Genomic DNA, 13,325 nt, shown 5'->3' on the forward strand with positions numbered 1-13,325 from the left:
TTATAACCCCCCTTTGCTACTTTTTTAATGTGTTCATTTCATCGACATTAACCGTTGCTCGATTGCGATACAAAGCGATCAGAATAGCAAGCCCGACCGCAGCTTCTGCGGCTGCTACCGTAATCGTGAACAACGAGAAGACTTGCCCACGAATCGAAGCACCTACGCCGTATTTAGCAAAAGCAACAAGGTTTACGTTCACAGCATTCAGCATGAGCTCGATCGATATCAGAACGATTACAGCATTTCGTTTCGTTAGTGCACCATAAAGTCCCATACAGAAAAGTAATAACGCCGTTACAAGGTAAGCAGAAAGCGGTATCGAACTCATGACTGCTCACCTTCTTTCTTGGTTTCCTCTTTTTTAGCGAGGATTACCGCTCCAACGAGAGCGACCAGTAGAACGACCGATACGAGCTCAAACGGGATGACATATTCGGTAAAAAGCATGATCCCGATTTGCTCCGTATTGTTTTCATGCAGGGTAGTTGCCTGACCGCCTAGTGATAGATCTTTAACAGCAAAAAACATGATTAAAAAGAAAGCCGTTATTCCAGATAAAACGATTCCTTTCTTAACGAAGCCTGTCTTCTTCTCTTCACCGGTATGCTTCGTGAGCATAATTCCAAAAAGCATGATGATCGTGATGGCACCGGAGTAGATTAAAATCTGAACAACAGCTACAAACTCCGCTGCGAGCATCACGTAAAGTCCAGCTATACCTAGAAACGTTAGAACGAGCGCCATCACCATGTGAACGACTTTTGAGAGATTTAGCATGAGCAAGGCACCGGTGATCGTGATCAGAAAAAGGATGACGAAGACGATTAGCTCTCCATTCATACCTTGTTTTCCTTTCTAAGATTCGTATCATTTTCGTCCAGCCACTCTAGGTTCTTGAACAGATCGTCTCTACTATAAGAAGCGAGTTCAAAGTTATTCGTCATAATAATCGCCTCCGTTGGACAAACCTCTGTGCAGAGATCACATAGAATGCAGATTTCAAAATTAATGTCGTACGTATCGATGATCTTCCCTTTTTTTGAAGGGTCAGGATGCTTCTTTCCCGTTAAGGTGATGCAATCTGTCGGACAAATCGCTGCACATTGATTACAAACGATGCATTTCTCAGGGTAGAATTTCTGAATGCCTCTAAATCGATCGGGCATTTCGAGCGGTTTCTCTGGATAGCCATACGTAACTTTTTCCTTCGTTAGGTTCTTAAGGGTGTAAGCTAACCCTTTCGCTAGTCCTCGCATGCTCTGCTTCCTCCCTTTTTAAACCGAATCTGATTTAAAACGACCGGAATAGTTCGATTAAAATCGTCGTAATAAAGATATTTGCTAGTGCGAGTGGAAGGAGTACCTTCCATCCAAATGACATTAATTGATCTGCTCGAAGACGTGGGAATGTCGCCCTGATCCAGATCATGACGAATACGATAGAGATGAATTTAAGTGCGAACCAGATAAATCCTGGTACAAAATCTAAAAACGGAATCGCTTGCCATCCCCCTAAAAAGAGAATGGTAGTTAACGATGCCATGGCAAAAAGAAAGACGTACTCAGCGAGCATGAAGAATGCCCACCTGAACCCCGAATATTCAACGTGATAGCCTGCTACGAGCTCTGACTCGGCCTCCGGTAGATCGAATGGCGTTCGATTAAGCTCTGCTACAGATGCGATCAGAAAGATGAAAAATGCGAGCGGCTGCTTGAAGATGAATGCGACGTTTTCCTGCGCCATAATAATTTCGTTCAGATTAAGAGTGCCTGTTAATAGAATGATTCCGATGACACTCATGACGAGTGGGATTTCATAAGAGATCATTTGAGCAGCTGATCGCATACTCCCTAACAACGCATATTTATTGTTCGATGCCCACCCTCCAGCAAGAATGCCGATCGTTGTTATTCCTGATATCGCAATGTAAAAAAGCAATCCTACTCCGATATCTGCAAACGAAATCCGTTCGGTGAACGGTAGTACGGCAATTATGATGAAGGCAGGAGCAAACGCAATGACAGGTGCGATGATAAAAAGCGGACGATCGGCGTCTCTAGGAATGGTATCTTCTTTCAATAATAGTTTCAGAACATCTGCAACTGTCTGAAGAAGACCAAACCTGCCACCGACTCTGTTCGGACCGTGTCTGAGCTGCATGAAGCCGAGCACTTTCCGCTCCGCTAAGATGGCATACGTTACAAATCCAAGAACGACCATCAGCATTGCTGCACCAGCAAGGAAAAACCCTCCCGTTTGCCAGTATCCTGGTGTGGAAGTGAGCCATTCACCCATCAACCATCCACCTCCCCGAGAACGATATCGATCCCTCCTAAAATTGCGATCAAGTTGGATATATTTTCTCCTTCAAGTAATTCAGGGAGAATCTGAAGGTTATAAAAGGATGGCCTTCGAAACTTGAGGCGATACGGCTCTTTTTTCCCTTTGGATGCTATGTAACAGCCGATCTCACCACGTGGAGATTCGATCCTTACATACGTTTCACCAGCAGGAGGTTTAATAATTCTCGGCACTTTCGCCATGATGGCTCCTTCCTCAGGAATTTGATCAGCAGCCTGCTCAACGATTTTCAACGCTTCTTCAATTTCCCCCATCCGGCAGTAGTAACGTGAAAGGGCATCTCCTTCATGAAAGACTGGCACATCAAAGTTAAATCTTTCATAGATGGAGTAAGGTTCATTTTTTCTAAGATCCCAGTCTACCCCTGTACAGCGCAAGTTCGCACCACTAAGAGAGTAAGAGAGTGCCGTTTCTCTCGAATAGGTTCCGACTCCTTTTAACCTAGCCATGAAGATTTCATTTCCTGTAACGAGATCGTGGTAGCCTGCTAGCTGCTCTCTCATATATGGCACAAATTCACGCACCTTAGTAAGCCAGCCTTCTGGTGCGTCCCACTTCACACCGCCCACCCTCATATAGTTGAACGTGAGACGTCCTCCAGATATCTCATTCAATAGATTAATAATGACTTCACGCTCTCGAAACGCGTAAAGAAAGGGGCTCATGGCTCCAATATCTAAGAGATACGTACCGAACCAGACAAGGTGGCTCGCTATTCTTCCAAGCTCCATGACGATCACTCTCAAATATTCGGCTCGTTCTGGAAGCTCCATCGCCATCATCGTTTCTACAGCATGACAAAGGATATAATTATTTGTCATCGCAGCAAGATAATCCATTCGATCTGTATATGGAATAATCTGTGTATACTGTAGGTTTTCAGCAATCTTCTCAGTTCCTCTGTGGAGGTAACCGATGACAGGTGTTGCCTCTTTGATCACTTCACCATCAATCTTGAGGACGATGCGAAACACGCCATGTGTACTGGGGTGCTGCGGCCCTACATTCAAAAGCATTTCCTCAGTACGAATCATCGTTACACCTCCACATCGTATGGCTCGTAGTCTTTTCTAAGAGGATGCCCTACCCAATCATCAGGCATCATGATTCTCGACAAATTTGGATGACCTTCGAACACGATGCCAAGGAGGTCGTATGCCTCACGCTCTGGCCAGTTCGCTCCTGACCAAAGTGGTGTGATCGACTGAATCACAGGGTTCTCACGATCGATTTTTACTTTAAGTGCAACACTTTGTTTATTTATATAAGAATAGAAATGATTGTAGATTTCCATATGTGTTTCAAAGTCTGTGCCGTGCGTTTCGGATAGGTAGTCAAAAGCGAGAAGTTCGTTAAATTTCAGGAACTCTGCTAATCGATAATACGACTCTTTCTTTGCTACGAGCGTCGGCACATGTTTCGCAAGGCGGTTAATATAAGCATCCTCGACTAAATCATCACCTAAGTTTTCTTTTATTATTTCGAGGTAGCGATCTAAAAGAGGTTGATTTGGAGAGGGCTTGACCTCTTCTGGCTCCTCTTCCTTTGCCTTTCCTTTCGCTTTCGCCGCTGCGGCGGCTTTTGCTTTTGCCTTGGCTGCTGCGACTGCTTTTGCTTTCTCATCGTCACTAGATCCAGACTTTTTCTTCAGAGCAGCTGCCTTCGCTTTTGCCGCTGCAACTGCCTTTTTCTTTGCTAGATCTGGATCTTCTTCTGTTCCTGACGCTTCCTGCTCTTTTTTCTTTCTTAACGCTGCTGCCTTCGCCTTCGCTGCTGCAACTGCCTTTTTCTTTGCAAGGTCTGGGTCTTCTTCCGTCTCTGACGCTTCACCCTCCTGCTCTTTTTTCTTCCTTAAAGCAGCTGCCTTTGCTTTTGCCGCTGCGACTGCTTTTTTCTTTGCAAGGTCTTCGTCTTCTTCCGTTTCTGACGCTTCACCCTCCTGCTCTTTTTTCTTTCTTAAGGCAGCTGCCTTTGCTTTTGCCGCTGCGACTGCTTTTTTCTTTGCAAGGTCTGCGTCTTCTTCCGTTTCTGATGCTTCACCCTCCTGCTCTTTTTTCTTCCTTAACGCTGCCGCCTTTGCTTTCGCTGCTGCAGCGGCTTTCTTTTTCGCTAGCTCAGAATCATGTTCCTGTGATGCTTCTACTCTATCCTCTGAATCCTCTGCTTTCTTTTCCTCTCGAGCTTTCCGTAATTCAGCTGCTTTTCGTTTCGCTTCTTCTACAGCTTTTCGCTTCTGTTCAGCAAGGTCTTCACGTGAATCATCCGTCATTTATTCGTCACCCGCTTTCCGGTCTTTGCTTCGTAACGAATTTTTTCCTGTAATTTATTTATTCCATAGATGAGAGCTGCAGGGTTCGGTGGACATCCCGGTATGTACACATCGACCGGTACGATTTGATCGACTCCTTTCACAACGGCATATGAGTTGATATACGGTCCTCCTGCAGTTGCGCATGAGCCCATCGCAATCACCCATTTCGGTTCTGGCATTTGATCATAGAGACGCTTCAATACAGGTGCCATTTTCTTTGTCACCGTACCTGATACGATCATCACATCTGATTGTCTTGGAGACGTTCGAAAAAACGTACCAAATCGATCTAAGTCATAATGCGAAGCTCCGGACCCCATCATCTCGATCGCGCAGCACGCAAGACCGAACGTAAGCGGCCAAAGCGAATTACTACGTGCCCAGGATTTTACTTGTTCTAGCGTTGCAAGAAAGACATTCTGCTTCATTTCCTCAAATTCTTCGGGCGTGATATCTTCTATTCTTATATCCATTTCAACACCTTCTTTTTCCAAGCATAAATTAACCCGATGAGAAGCATGACGATGAAAATCATCATTTCAATAAACGCAAAGAAACCGAGTTTCTGATAAGCGACTGCCCATGGGTATAAGAAAACGGTTTCTACATCGAATATGACAAATAGAAGCCCGAATAAATAATATCGGACATTATACTGTATCCAGCTTTGATGGAACGGCTCGATGCCGCTTTCGTAAGTTGTTTGTTTTTCTGCGGTAGGCTTATGGGGGCGGAGGATTTTCCCGGCTGTGAGTGCGACAATAGGTAGTAATAAGCCAAGAAGAAGGAACATCAGCACCAGGAGGTAACTATTTTGGTACACGTTAAGCGATTCACCCAAACAGGATCTCTCCTCTCATCATGCGGTTTACTACTCTCGTATACTAATTCAACATTTTTACCACTATTCTTGCTTTTCCGGAAAAGTTTTTTAAAAATTTCGAACAGAGGTGATCAGTATTTCGTATAAAGAAATGAGAAAAGTAACAGAAAAACTTTGGGCAAGAAATAAATATAGCGTGATGGCGAAAGGATATGAGCACTACAAACGAATCGGTTCTGCCTTTAAAGAGGCGCATTCGATCGAAGATCTGTTAGATGTATATACGATGATTGGAGAAGCTGAACAGTTTCCTCATACTAAAAAAGGTATGCGGACGACCCTCGAGCATATGTGGGGTTATTTTAAAAAACGTGCAGATGGAGAAGAAAAGCGAGCGTTCTTTGGGACAATGAATACCGTTTTAGAGAGTGAACAAAACCTTTCCAAAGAAAATATTGCTCAGTTAAAAACTCTAGTTGAAAATTTATTGGAAAAGTACCCTTCAGACTATTTATCTCAAAGTCATTTCATTAAAGTAGATTCTGGGTGGAACGTTGTGTTTCATGAAGATAATGTTGAGGGTATAACAAAAGAAGATTATAAAAAAGCATCAGAGAATAAACTCTGATGCTTTTAGCGTATCTGTATTATTTCTTTGCAAGATCTAGACGGTTTACTGCACGCTTAAGCGCTAGCTCAGCACGTCTAAAGTCAACATTATCCTGCTTTGCCTGGTTCAGGCGCTGCTCTGCTCTTTCCTTCGCTGCACGAGCGCGTTCTACGTCGATTTCAGAAGGGTTTTCAGCAGATTCTGCAAGGATTGTTACTTGCTTAGGTCTTACTTCAACAAACCCACCGCTAACGGCCAGTACATGAGTATCAGCTCCATTTTTGAAGCGAACTGCATTGATGGTAAGAGGGGCAACAAGCGGAATGTGACCAGGTAAAATGCCGAGCTCTCCGCTCTGCGCTTTTACACTGACTAATTCAGCTTCCCCTTGGTATACCGGGCCGTCAGGGGTGACTACACTGACTTCCAATGTATTCATCGTACCCCTCCCTGGGTGTGGTAATGATTGAAAAGCGTAAGCGCCTTGGTCACCCCCGACGAGCTTAAGGCGAGCATCAATGTGGCGTTCTTTGCCGCAATGATGATTGACTTAAGACCTAGAGGGGGTAGGCGCTGGAGCTAGACATCGGTAGCGTTGGCTAGAGTAGTCTCTTGCGCCGTTGCTCCATGTCTAGCTGCGGCTCCCAGGCCCTCGAGTCGCTTCACCTTTTCAATTGAACGCAAAGAACGTGTTCCCTTGAAAAGGCTCCAGCGCTTGTCGGGCCTAGGCGGTCGCCTCCGCTTTTCTTTAATGTCTAGCTGCGCGGGCCAAATCCTCCGGCTGTTTCACCCATTCGATTGAGACAAAAATCGTCTCATTCTCATGGCCTCCAACATCCTACGGATTTAAGCAGGCCCGCTTCGCTTTTCTTTATGCCATTTGTTCTGCTTTTTCTACTACTTCTTCGATGCGGCCTACTAGACGGAATGCATCCTCAGGGATGTCGTCGTGTTTGCCGTCAAGGATTTCTTTGAATCCTTTGATCGTTTCTTTAACTGGTACGTAAGATCCTGGCTGACCAGTGAACTGTTCAGCAACGTGGAAGTTCTGAGAAAGGAAGAACTGAATGCGACGAGCACGTGCAACAGTTAACTTATCTTCGTCAGAAAGCTCATCCATACCAAGGATTGCGATGATATCTTGAAGTTCTTTGTAACGCTGTAGCGTCTGCTGAACTTCACGAGCAACAGTATAGTGTTCTTCACCAACAACTTCTGGAGAAAGTGCACGAGAAGTTGATGCAAGTGGATCCACCGCTGGGTAGATACCTTGCTCAGATAGCTTACGCTCAAGGTTCGTCGTAGCATCAAGGTGAGCGAACGTTGTCGCTGGAGCCGGGTCAGTATAGTCATCGGCTGGTACGTAAATTGCCTGAATGGAAGTTACGGAACCTTTGTTAGTCGATGTGATACGTTCCTGAAGTTGGCCCATCTCAGTTGCAAGTGTCGGCTGGTAACCTACTGCTGATGGCATACGGCCAAGCAATGCGGATACCTCAGAACCTGCCTGAGTAAAGCGGTAAATGTTATCGATGAAGAGTAGAACGTCTTGTCCTTGCTCATCACGGAAGTATTCTGCCATTGTCAGACCAGAAAGGGCAACACGCATACGTGCACCTGGTGGTTCGTTCATCTGACCGAATACCATTGCAGTTTTCTTAATAACTCCGGAATCTGTCATCTCGTAGTAAAGGTCGTTACCTTCACGAGTACGCTCACCAACACCTGCGAATACGGAGATACCGCCGTGTTCCTGTGCGATGTTGTTGATCAGTTCCTGGATAAGTACTGTTTTACCTACACCTGCACCACCAAACAGACCGATCTTACCACCTTTTACGTATGGAGCAAGAAGGTCTACTACTTTGATTCCTGTTTCAAGGATCTCAGTAGAAGTTGCAAGGTTTTCAAATGTAGGAGCTTGACGGTGAATAGGGTCACGACGAACGTCAGCACTTAGTGCTTCGTCAAGGTCAATGTTTTCTCCTAGTACGTTAAATACACGTCCTAGTGTAATATCTCCAACTGGAACGGAGATCGGTGCACCTGTATCAATCGTTTCAACTCCACGTACAAGACCATCTGTTGAACCCATCGCTACGGTACGAACAGAGTCATCGCCAAGGTGAAGCGCGACTTCAAGCGTAAGATCCATGCTCTTCTCGTCACCGGACTCCGCTTTATAGTTAACTGTAAGGGCGTTGTAGATTTCTGGAAGCATTCCGCTATCGAACTTTACGTCTACAACCGGACCCATAACCTGGGTAATGTATCCCTTGTTCATCCTGTTCCCTCCTAACTTGCTTTAAGTGCTTTTGAAAGTGATTCTTTCAAATAGCAATAGTGTTTTAAACTAGTGTTGTCCAGCTTCACGAGCCAAATCCTCCGGCTGTTTCACCCATTCGATTGAGACATAAATCGTCTCATTCTCATGGCCTCCAACACCCTGCGGATTTAAACGGGCTCGTTACGCTTTTCTAATGTCCAGCTACAGTGGCCAGGTCCTCGAGTCGCTTCACCTTTTCGATTGAACACAAAGAACGTGTTCATTCGAAAAGCTTCCAGCGCTTGTCGGACCTAAACGGCCACTTCCGCTATTCTAATGCCGCTGCCCCACTAACAATCTCAGTTAATTCCTGAGTGATCGCTGCCTGACGCGCACGGTTGTAAGAAAGTGTAAGGCTGCCGATGAGGTCGTCTGCATTGTCAGTCGCACTTCTCATCGCTGTCATACGGGAAGCGTGCTCTGCTGCTTTTGCATCGAGAAGCGCACCGTAGATCAAGCTTTCAGCATATTGAGGAAGCAGGACTTCAAGAATTTCTTCTTCAGAAGGCTCGTACTCATAGCTAGCGAGTGACTTACTTTCACCTGTCTCAATATCCGTTAACGGAAGAAGCTTCTTCTCCGTTAAATCTTGCTGAATGGCACTTACATAGTGGTTATAGTACATATAAAGCTCATCGAAGGCACCATCTTCAAACATCTTAACCGTTCTAGATGCAATGTCTTTAATGTCTGCAAAGGAAGGCTGGTCAGCAAGACCAACGATGCTTTCCACTACAGGCATATCGCGTTTTTTAAAGAAGGATAGTCCTACTTTACCAACTACGATGATGGCATACTCGTCTTTTGAGCTATGACGTTCATTGATCGTTCGATATACATGGCGTAGAACCGAGCTGTTGTATGCGCCCGCTAGACCACGGTCAGATGTGATAACAACATAACCTGTCTTCTTGACGTCACGACTTTCAAGCATCGGATGACTAGCGCCGCTTGACCCAGTAGCGATACTAGCTACAACATCTTGAATCTTTTCCATGTAAGGAACGAATGACTTTGCATTCATTTCTGCACGGTTAAGTTTCGCTGCTGAAACCATCTGCATCGCTTTTGTAATCTGCTTTGTCTTCTTAGTCGATGTAATTCTCGACTTAATATCGCGTAAAGATGCCACTCATTTTCACCACCTTTTAAGCTGGCCGCGGCGTTTCCGCCGCATCCCTCTTATTCAGAAACTGCGAAGCTCTTTTTGAATTCTTCGATTGCTGCGTTGAATTCTTTTTCGTCTGGAAGAGCTTTTGTTTCGCGAATTGTATTGAAAAGATCTTTCTTATTGTGTTCGATCCAAGTCATCATTTCTGATTCAAAACGCTGAATGTCTTCAACAGGAATATCATCAAGGAATCCGCGAGTCAATGCGTAAAGGATCGCAACCTGCTTCTCTACTGCTAGCGGCTTGTTAAGTCCCTGCTTCAGTACTTCAACTGTACGTGCACCACGGTTTAGCTTAGCCTGAGTCGCTTTATCAAGGTCAGAACCAAACTGAGCAAATGCTTCTAGTTCACGATAAGATGCAAGGTCAAGACGGAGTGTACCCGCAACCTTCTTCATCGCTTTAATCTGAGCGGATCCACCTACACGGGATACGGAAAGACCTGCGTTAACCGCCGGACGTACACCCGAGAAGAAGAGGTCAGATTGAAGGAAGATCTGTCCATCCGTGATGGAAATAACGTTTGTTGGGATATAAGCTGATACGTCACCAGCTTGCGTTTCAATAAATGGAAGGGCTGTTAGTGAGCCTCCTCCTTTTGCATCACTAAGCTTCGCTGCACGCTCAAGTAAGCGGGAGTGAAGATAGAATACATCCCCTGGATATGCTTCACGACCTGGAGGACGACGTAGCAATAGGGAAAGTTCACGGTATGCAGAAGCCTGCTTTGTTAAGTCATCGTATACAACAAGAACGTGCTTGCCGTTATACATGAAGTCTTCACCCATCGTTACACCAGCATATGGTGCTAGGAAAAGAAGTGGAGCCGGCTGAGATGCAGATGCCGTTACAACGATTGTGTAATCAAGTGCACCCTGCTTACGAAGTGTTTCAACAACACCACGAACCGTAGATTCTTTTTGCCCGATCGCAACATAGATACAGATCATGTCTTCTTCTTTTTGGTTAAGAATTGTATCGATCGCAATTGATGTCTTACCAGTCTGACGGTCACCGATGATCAACTCACGCTGTCCACGTCCGATTGGAATAAGAGAGTCAATCGCTTTGATTCCTGTTTGAAGAGGCTCATGTACGGATTTACGATCCATAACACCTGGAGCCGGACTTTCGATTGGGCGTGTTTTTGAAGTACCAAGTGGACCCTGTCCATCAACAGGCTGTCCAAGAGGGTTAACAACACGGCCAAGAAGCTCTTCACCAACTGGAACCTCCATAATACGGCCAGTACGACGAACTTCGTCACCTTCACGAATATCCGTGTAAGGTCCAAGAATAATGATACCTACGTTATTTTCTTCCAGGTTCTGAGCCATACCCATTACACCATTTGAAAATTCAACAAGTTCTCCTGCCATCACGTTATCAAGACCGTGGGCACGAGCGATACCGTCACCGATTTGGATTACGGTACCTACATCATCAACTTTAATATCAGCTTGATAATCTGAGATCTGTTGCTTTATCAGAGTACTGATTTCTTCAGCATTGATGCTCATGCATATTCACCCCTATCTTCTAGCCTTTCGCTGAAACTAATTGACGTTCCATGCGTTTAAGTTTACCGCTGATACTTCCATCAAAAATGCGATTTCCGACACGTACTTTGATACCACCGATCAAAGTTGGGTCGATCACGTTTTCGATTTGAAGTGTTTTCTTGCCTACCCGTTCTGCAAAAACTGCAGAGATCTTGTTCTGCTCTTCCTCTGAAAGAGGCATTACAGAATACACTTTAGCTGCAGCTGTTTGCTGCTGCTCATTTGCGAACATATGATAGTGGTTGATCAGATCGAAAACGATCGCGATACGATCACGTTCAACCAATGTGAGAAGCGTATTTAAAACTGGCGCTGAAAGTGACTTTCCAAAGCTGTTTTGGATGACTTCTTTCTTTTGCGCATTTGTAAACTTAGGATGTGCGAACACTTCCATCAAGTCGTCAGTTTCATTGAATACATCGTTAACGACTGCAAGCTCTTGCTTCACTTGCTCAACGGTTCCTTGCTCATGAGCAATTTCAAAAAGAGCGTTAGCATAACGTTTTGCGATTACTTCAAGGTCCCTGCTCATTTCTGACCGCCTGCCTGATAAAGGTAGTCATCGATCAGCTTCTGCTGTGAACGCTCGTCCAGTTCCTTCTCAACAACTTTGGAAGCGATCATTACAGATAGAGATGCAACCTGCTCGCGCAGTGATGCTACAGCAGTTTCACGTTCACGAGCGATGTCAGCTGTTGCTGCTTCTTTCAAGCGTTCAGCCTCAAGACGTGCTGCTTCAATCATTTCCTGACCTTTTTGGTCAGCCATTTTCTTTTGGTTCTCAAGCATAGTTTGCGCTTCTTGACGAACACGCTTCATTTCTTCGCGCTGTTCATTTAAGTAAGCTTCAGCTTCTTTACGGTTCTTTTCAGCAGATTCGATTTCATTAGCGATATGCTGCTCTCGTTCTTTCATGATACCCATCAACGGGCCCCAAGCGAACTTTTTCAATAGAGCAAGAAGCACGATAAATGCGAAAAGCTGATAAAGGATATCACCAGCGTGAATCCCTGTGCCAGCTCCAAGAATTAGACTGTTGAACAACGTGTTCACTCCCTTCAGAGATCATACAAAACGAATGGCGAAGGTTTCATTTCGAAACTTTCTCCGCCATCATGAAACGTTACGATTTTTCTATAAAGTTTCGTAAGTAATTATTGACCCATTACGATAAATGCGATTACTACACCGATGATCGGAAGTGCCTCAACTAGTGCGATACCGATGAACATTGTAGTTTGAAGAGTACCTCTAAGTTCTGGTTGACGAGCGATTCCCTCTACTGTACGTCCTACGATAAGACCGTTACCAATACCGGCACCTACTGCCGCTAGACCTACTGCAATTGCAGCTGCGATTAAACCCATGCTAAATTTCCTCCTTAATATTCATAAAAATAGATTTTTTATATAATGAAAAGTTCATTAATACTGTTTTTTAGTGGTCGTCTGCCACTTTGTGTGCCATGTAAACCATGGTTAGCATTACAAAGATAAACGCCTGAATTGTACCGACAAAGATACTGAATCCTTGCCATGCGAGCATAGGAAGAAAGGCTCCAAGCGCTCCGCCGATTCCTGCAGCTCCAAGTCCAGCTAGGAGTCCAAGCAAGATCTCACCGGCAAAAATGTTTCCGTAAAGACGAAGACCAAGCGTCAATGTGTTTGAAAATTCCTCGATTAACTTGAAAGGAAATAGGAATTTCATTGGGGTAAAGAATCCTTTACCGTATTCCTTTGCACCTTTCATTTTCACACCGTAATAGTGTGTGAGCACCACGACCATCGTTGCTAGTGTCAGCGTGATCGTCGGGTCTGCAGTTGGAGACTTCCACCATAGTTCGTCATTAAACGAAATGGCGAATGGAAGACCAAGCATGTTTGAGACGAAGATATACATGAGTAGCGTCATCCCAAGAAACAAGAATCGTCCTCCTGTTTGCCAGTCCATGGTGCTTGAGATCAGACCTTTCACAAAGTCCATCACCCACTCGATAAAGTTCTGCAAACCAGTTGGTCGCATTGCTAGTGAGCGAGTTGCTACAACTGCAAGGATGAAAACGATAGCGGATGCGATCGTGATCATGAGTACATTGGAAAGATTAAAAGTAATGCCTAATATTTCGCCAGTTGTAGGTGCATTATGTTCCAACAGCTTT

The 13,325-nt window shown here is 44.9% G+C and carries 17 protein-coding genes; 1 reads left to right on the forward strand and 16 read right to left on the reverse strand.

What is annotated here, in order from left to right:
* Positions 1 to 16: 16 nt before the first annotated feature.
* The 8 genes from nuoK to ACXAHI_RS11365 are packed head-to-tail and all read right to left on the reverse strand — an operon-like array spanning position 17 to position 5,468.
* Positions 17 to 331 (reverse strand): NADH-quinone oxidoreductase subunit NuoK, encoded by a 315-nt coding sequence (gene nuoK, locus ACXAHI_RS11330; protein ID WP_270180365.1) that lies wholly within the window; start codon positions 329 to 331, stop codon positions 17 to 19.
* Positions 328 to 843 carry an NADH-quinone oxidoreductase subunit J gene (locus ACXAHI_RS11335; protein ID WP_270180366.1) on the reverse strand — a complete coding sequence of 172 codons (516 nt, stop codon included), beginning with the start codon at positions 841 to 843 and terminating at the stop codon, positions 328 to 330. The genes nuoK and ACXAHI_RS11335 overlap by 4 nt, the downstream gene beginning before the upstream one ends.
* A complete protein-coding gene (gene nuoI / locus ACXAHI_RS11340; RefSeq protein ID WP_270180367.1) occupies positions 840 to 1,259 on the reverse strand; it encodes an NADH-quinone oxidoreductase subunit NuoI in 420 nt (139 codons plus the stop codon). Before nuoI ends, ACXAHI_RS11335 begins: the two co-directional genes overlap by 4 nt.
* 34 nt (positions 1,260 to 1,293) lie before the next feature.
* Complete coding sequence (gene nuoH / locus ACXAHI_RS11345) at positions 1,294 to 2,301, reverse strand: NADH-quinone oxidoreductase subunit NuoH (RefSeq protein WP_474847822.1); 1,008 nt, start codon at positions 2,299 to 2,301, stop codon at positions 1,294 to 1,296.
* Positions 2,298 to 3,398 (reverse strand): NADH-quinone oxidoreductase subunit D, encoded by a 1,101-nt coding sequence (locus ACXAHI_RS11350; protein ID WP_270180369.1) that lies wholly within the window; start codon positions 3,396 to 3,398, stop codon positions 2,298 to 2,300. The genes nuoH and ACXAHI_RS11350 overlap by 4 nt, the downstream gene beginning before the upstream one ends.
* Positions 3,399 to 3,400: 2 nt before the next feature.
* Positions 3,401 to 4,633 carry an NADH-quinone oxidoreductase subunit C gene (locus tag ACXAHI_RS11355; protein WP_474847824.1) on the reverse strand — a complete coding sequence of 411 codons (1,233 nt, stop codon included), beginning with the start codon at positions 4,631 to 4,633 and terminating at the stop codon, positions 3,401 to 3,403.
* Complete coding sequence (locus ACXAHI_RS11360; protein ID WP_270180371.1) at positions 4,630 to 5,148, reverse strand: NuoB/complex I 20 kDa subunit family protein; 519 nt, start codon at positions 5,146 to 5,148, stop codon at positions 4,630 to 4,632. Before ACXAHI_RS11360 ends, ACXAHI_RS11355 begins: the two co-directional genes overlap by 4 nt.
* Positions 5,139 to 5,468, reverse strand: coding sequence for an NADH-quinone oxidoreductase subunit A (locus tag ACXAHI_RS11365; protein WP_270180637.1), 330 nt, complete (start codon positions 5,466 to 5,468; stop codon positions 5,139 to 5,141). Before ACXAHI_RS11365 ends, ACXAHI_RS11360 begins: the two co-directional genes overlap by 10 nt.
* A 181-nt stretch (positions 5,469 to 5,649) precedes the next feature.
* Between ACXAHI_RS11365 and ACXAHI_RS11370 the strand changes: the two genes are divergently transcribed.
* Entirely contained in the window at positions 5,650 to 6,126 is a 477-nt protein-coding gene (locus tag ACXAHI_RS11370; RefSeq protein ID WP_474847826.1) for a DUF1722 domain-containing protein, read from the forward strand.
* A gap of 19 nt (positions 6,127 to 6,145) precedes the next feature.
* On the opposite strand, the gene ACXAHI_RS11375 is transcribed toward ACXAHI_RS11370, so the two are convergent.
* The 8 genes from ACXAHI_RS11375 to atpB form a co-directional block, all read right to left on the reverse strand.
* Positions 6,146 to 6,547, reverse strand: coding sequence for a F0F1 ATP synthase subunit epsilon (locus ACXAHI_RS11375; protein WP_270180373.1), 402 nt, complete (start codon positions 6,545 to 6,547; stop codon positions 6,146 to 6,148).
* A 432-nt stretch (positions 6,548 to 6,979) separates the two neighbouring features.
* Complete coding sequence (gene atpD, locus ACXAHI_RS11380) at positions 6,980 to 8,392, reverse strand: F0F1 ATP synthase subunit beta (RefSeq protein ID WP_474847828.1); 1,413 nt, start codon at positions 8,390 to 8,392, stop codon at positions 6,980 to 6,982.
* 310 nt (positions 8,393 to 8,702) lie between these two features.
* Positions 8,703 to 9,566, reverse strand: coding sequence for a F0F1 ATP synthase subunit gamma (locus tag ACXAHI_RS11385; RefSeq protein ID WP_270180375.1), 864 nt, complete (start codon positions 9,564 to 9,566; stop codon positions 8,703 to 8,705).
* A 50-nt stretch (positions 9,567 to 9,616) separates the two neighbouring features.
* Positions 9,617 to 11,125, reverse strand: coding sequence for a F0F1 ATP synthase subunit alpha (gene atpA, locus ACXAHI_RS11390; RefSeq protein ID WP_270180376.1), 1,509 nt, complete (start codon positions 11,123 to 11,125; stop codon positions 9,617 to 9,619).
* A 19-nt stretch (positions 11,126 to 11,144) separates the two neighbouring features.
* Positions 11,145 to 11,699: a F0F1 ATP synthase subunit delta gene (locus tag ACXAHI_RS11395; RefSeq protein WP_270180377.1), complete on the reverse strand. Its 555-nt coding sequence runs from the start codon at positions 11,697 to 11,699 to the stop codon at positions 11,145 to 11,147.
* The gene (gene atpF, locus ACXAHI_RS11400; RefSeq protein WP_474833406.1) at positions 11,696 to 12,211 is read right to left on the reverse strand and encodes a F0F1 ATP synthase subunit B; all 516 of its coding nucleotides are present in this window, start codon (positions 12,209 to 12,211) and stop codon (positions 11,696 to 11,698) included. The genes ACXAHI_RS11395 and atpF overlap by 4 nt, the downstream gene beginning before the upstream one ends.
* A 110-nt stretch (positions 12,212 to 12,321) precedes the next feature.
* The gene (atpE, locus tag ACXAHI_RS11405; RefSeq protein WP_224884350.1) at positions 12,322 to 12,534 is read right to left on the reverse strand and encodes a F0F1 ATP synthase subunit C; all 213 of its coding nucleotides are present in this window, start codon (positions 12,532 to 12,534) and stop codon (positions 12,322 to 12,324) included.
* Between the two features lie 70 nt (positions 12,535 to 12,604).
* A complete protein-coding gene (gene atpB / locus ACXAHI_RS11410) occupies positions 12,605 to 13,318 on the reverse strand; it encodes a F0F1 ATP synthase subunit A (protein ID WP_270180379.1) in 714 nt (237 codons plus the stop codon).
* Positions 13,319 to 13,325: the final 7 nt, after the last annotated feature.

It is taken from the genome of Anaerobacillus sp. ABD4_527, assembly GCF_056160805.1.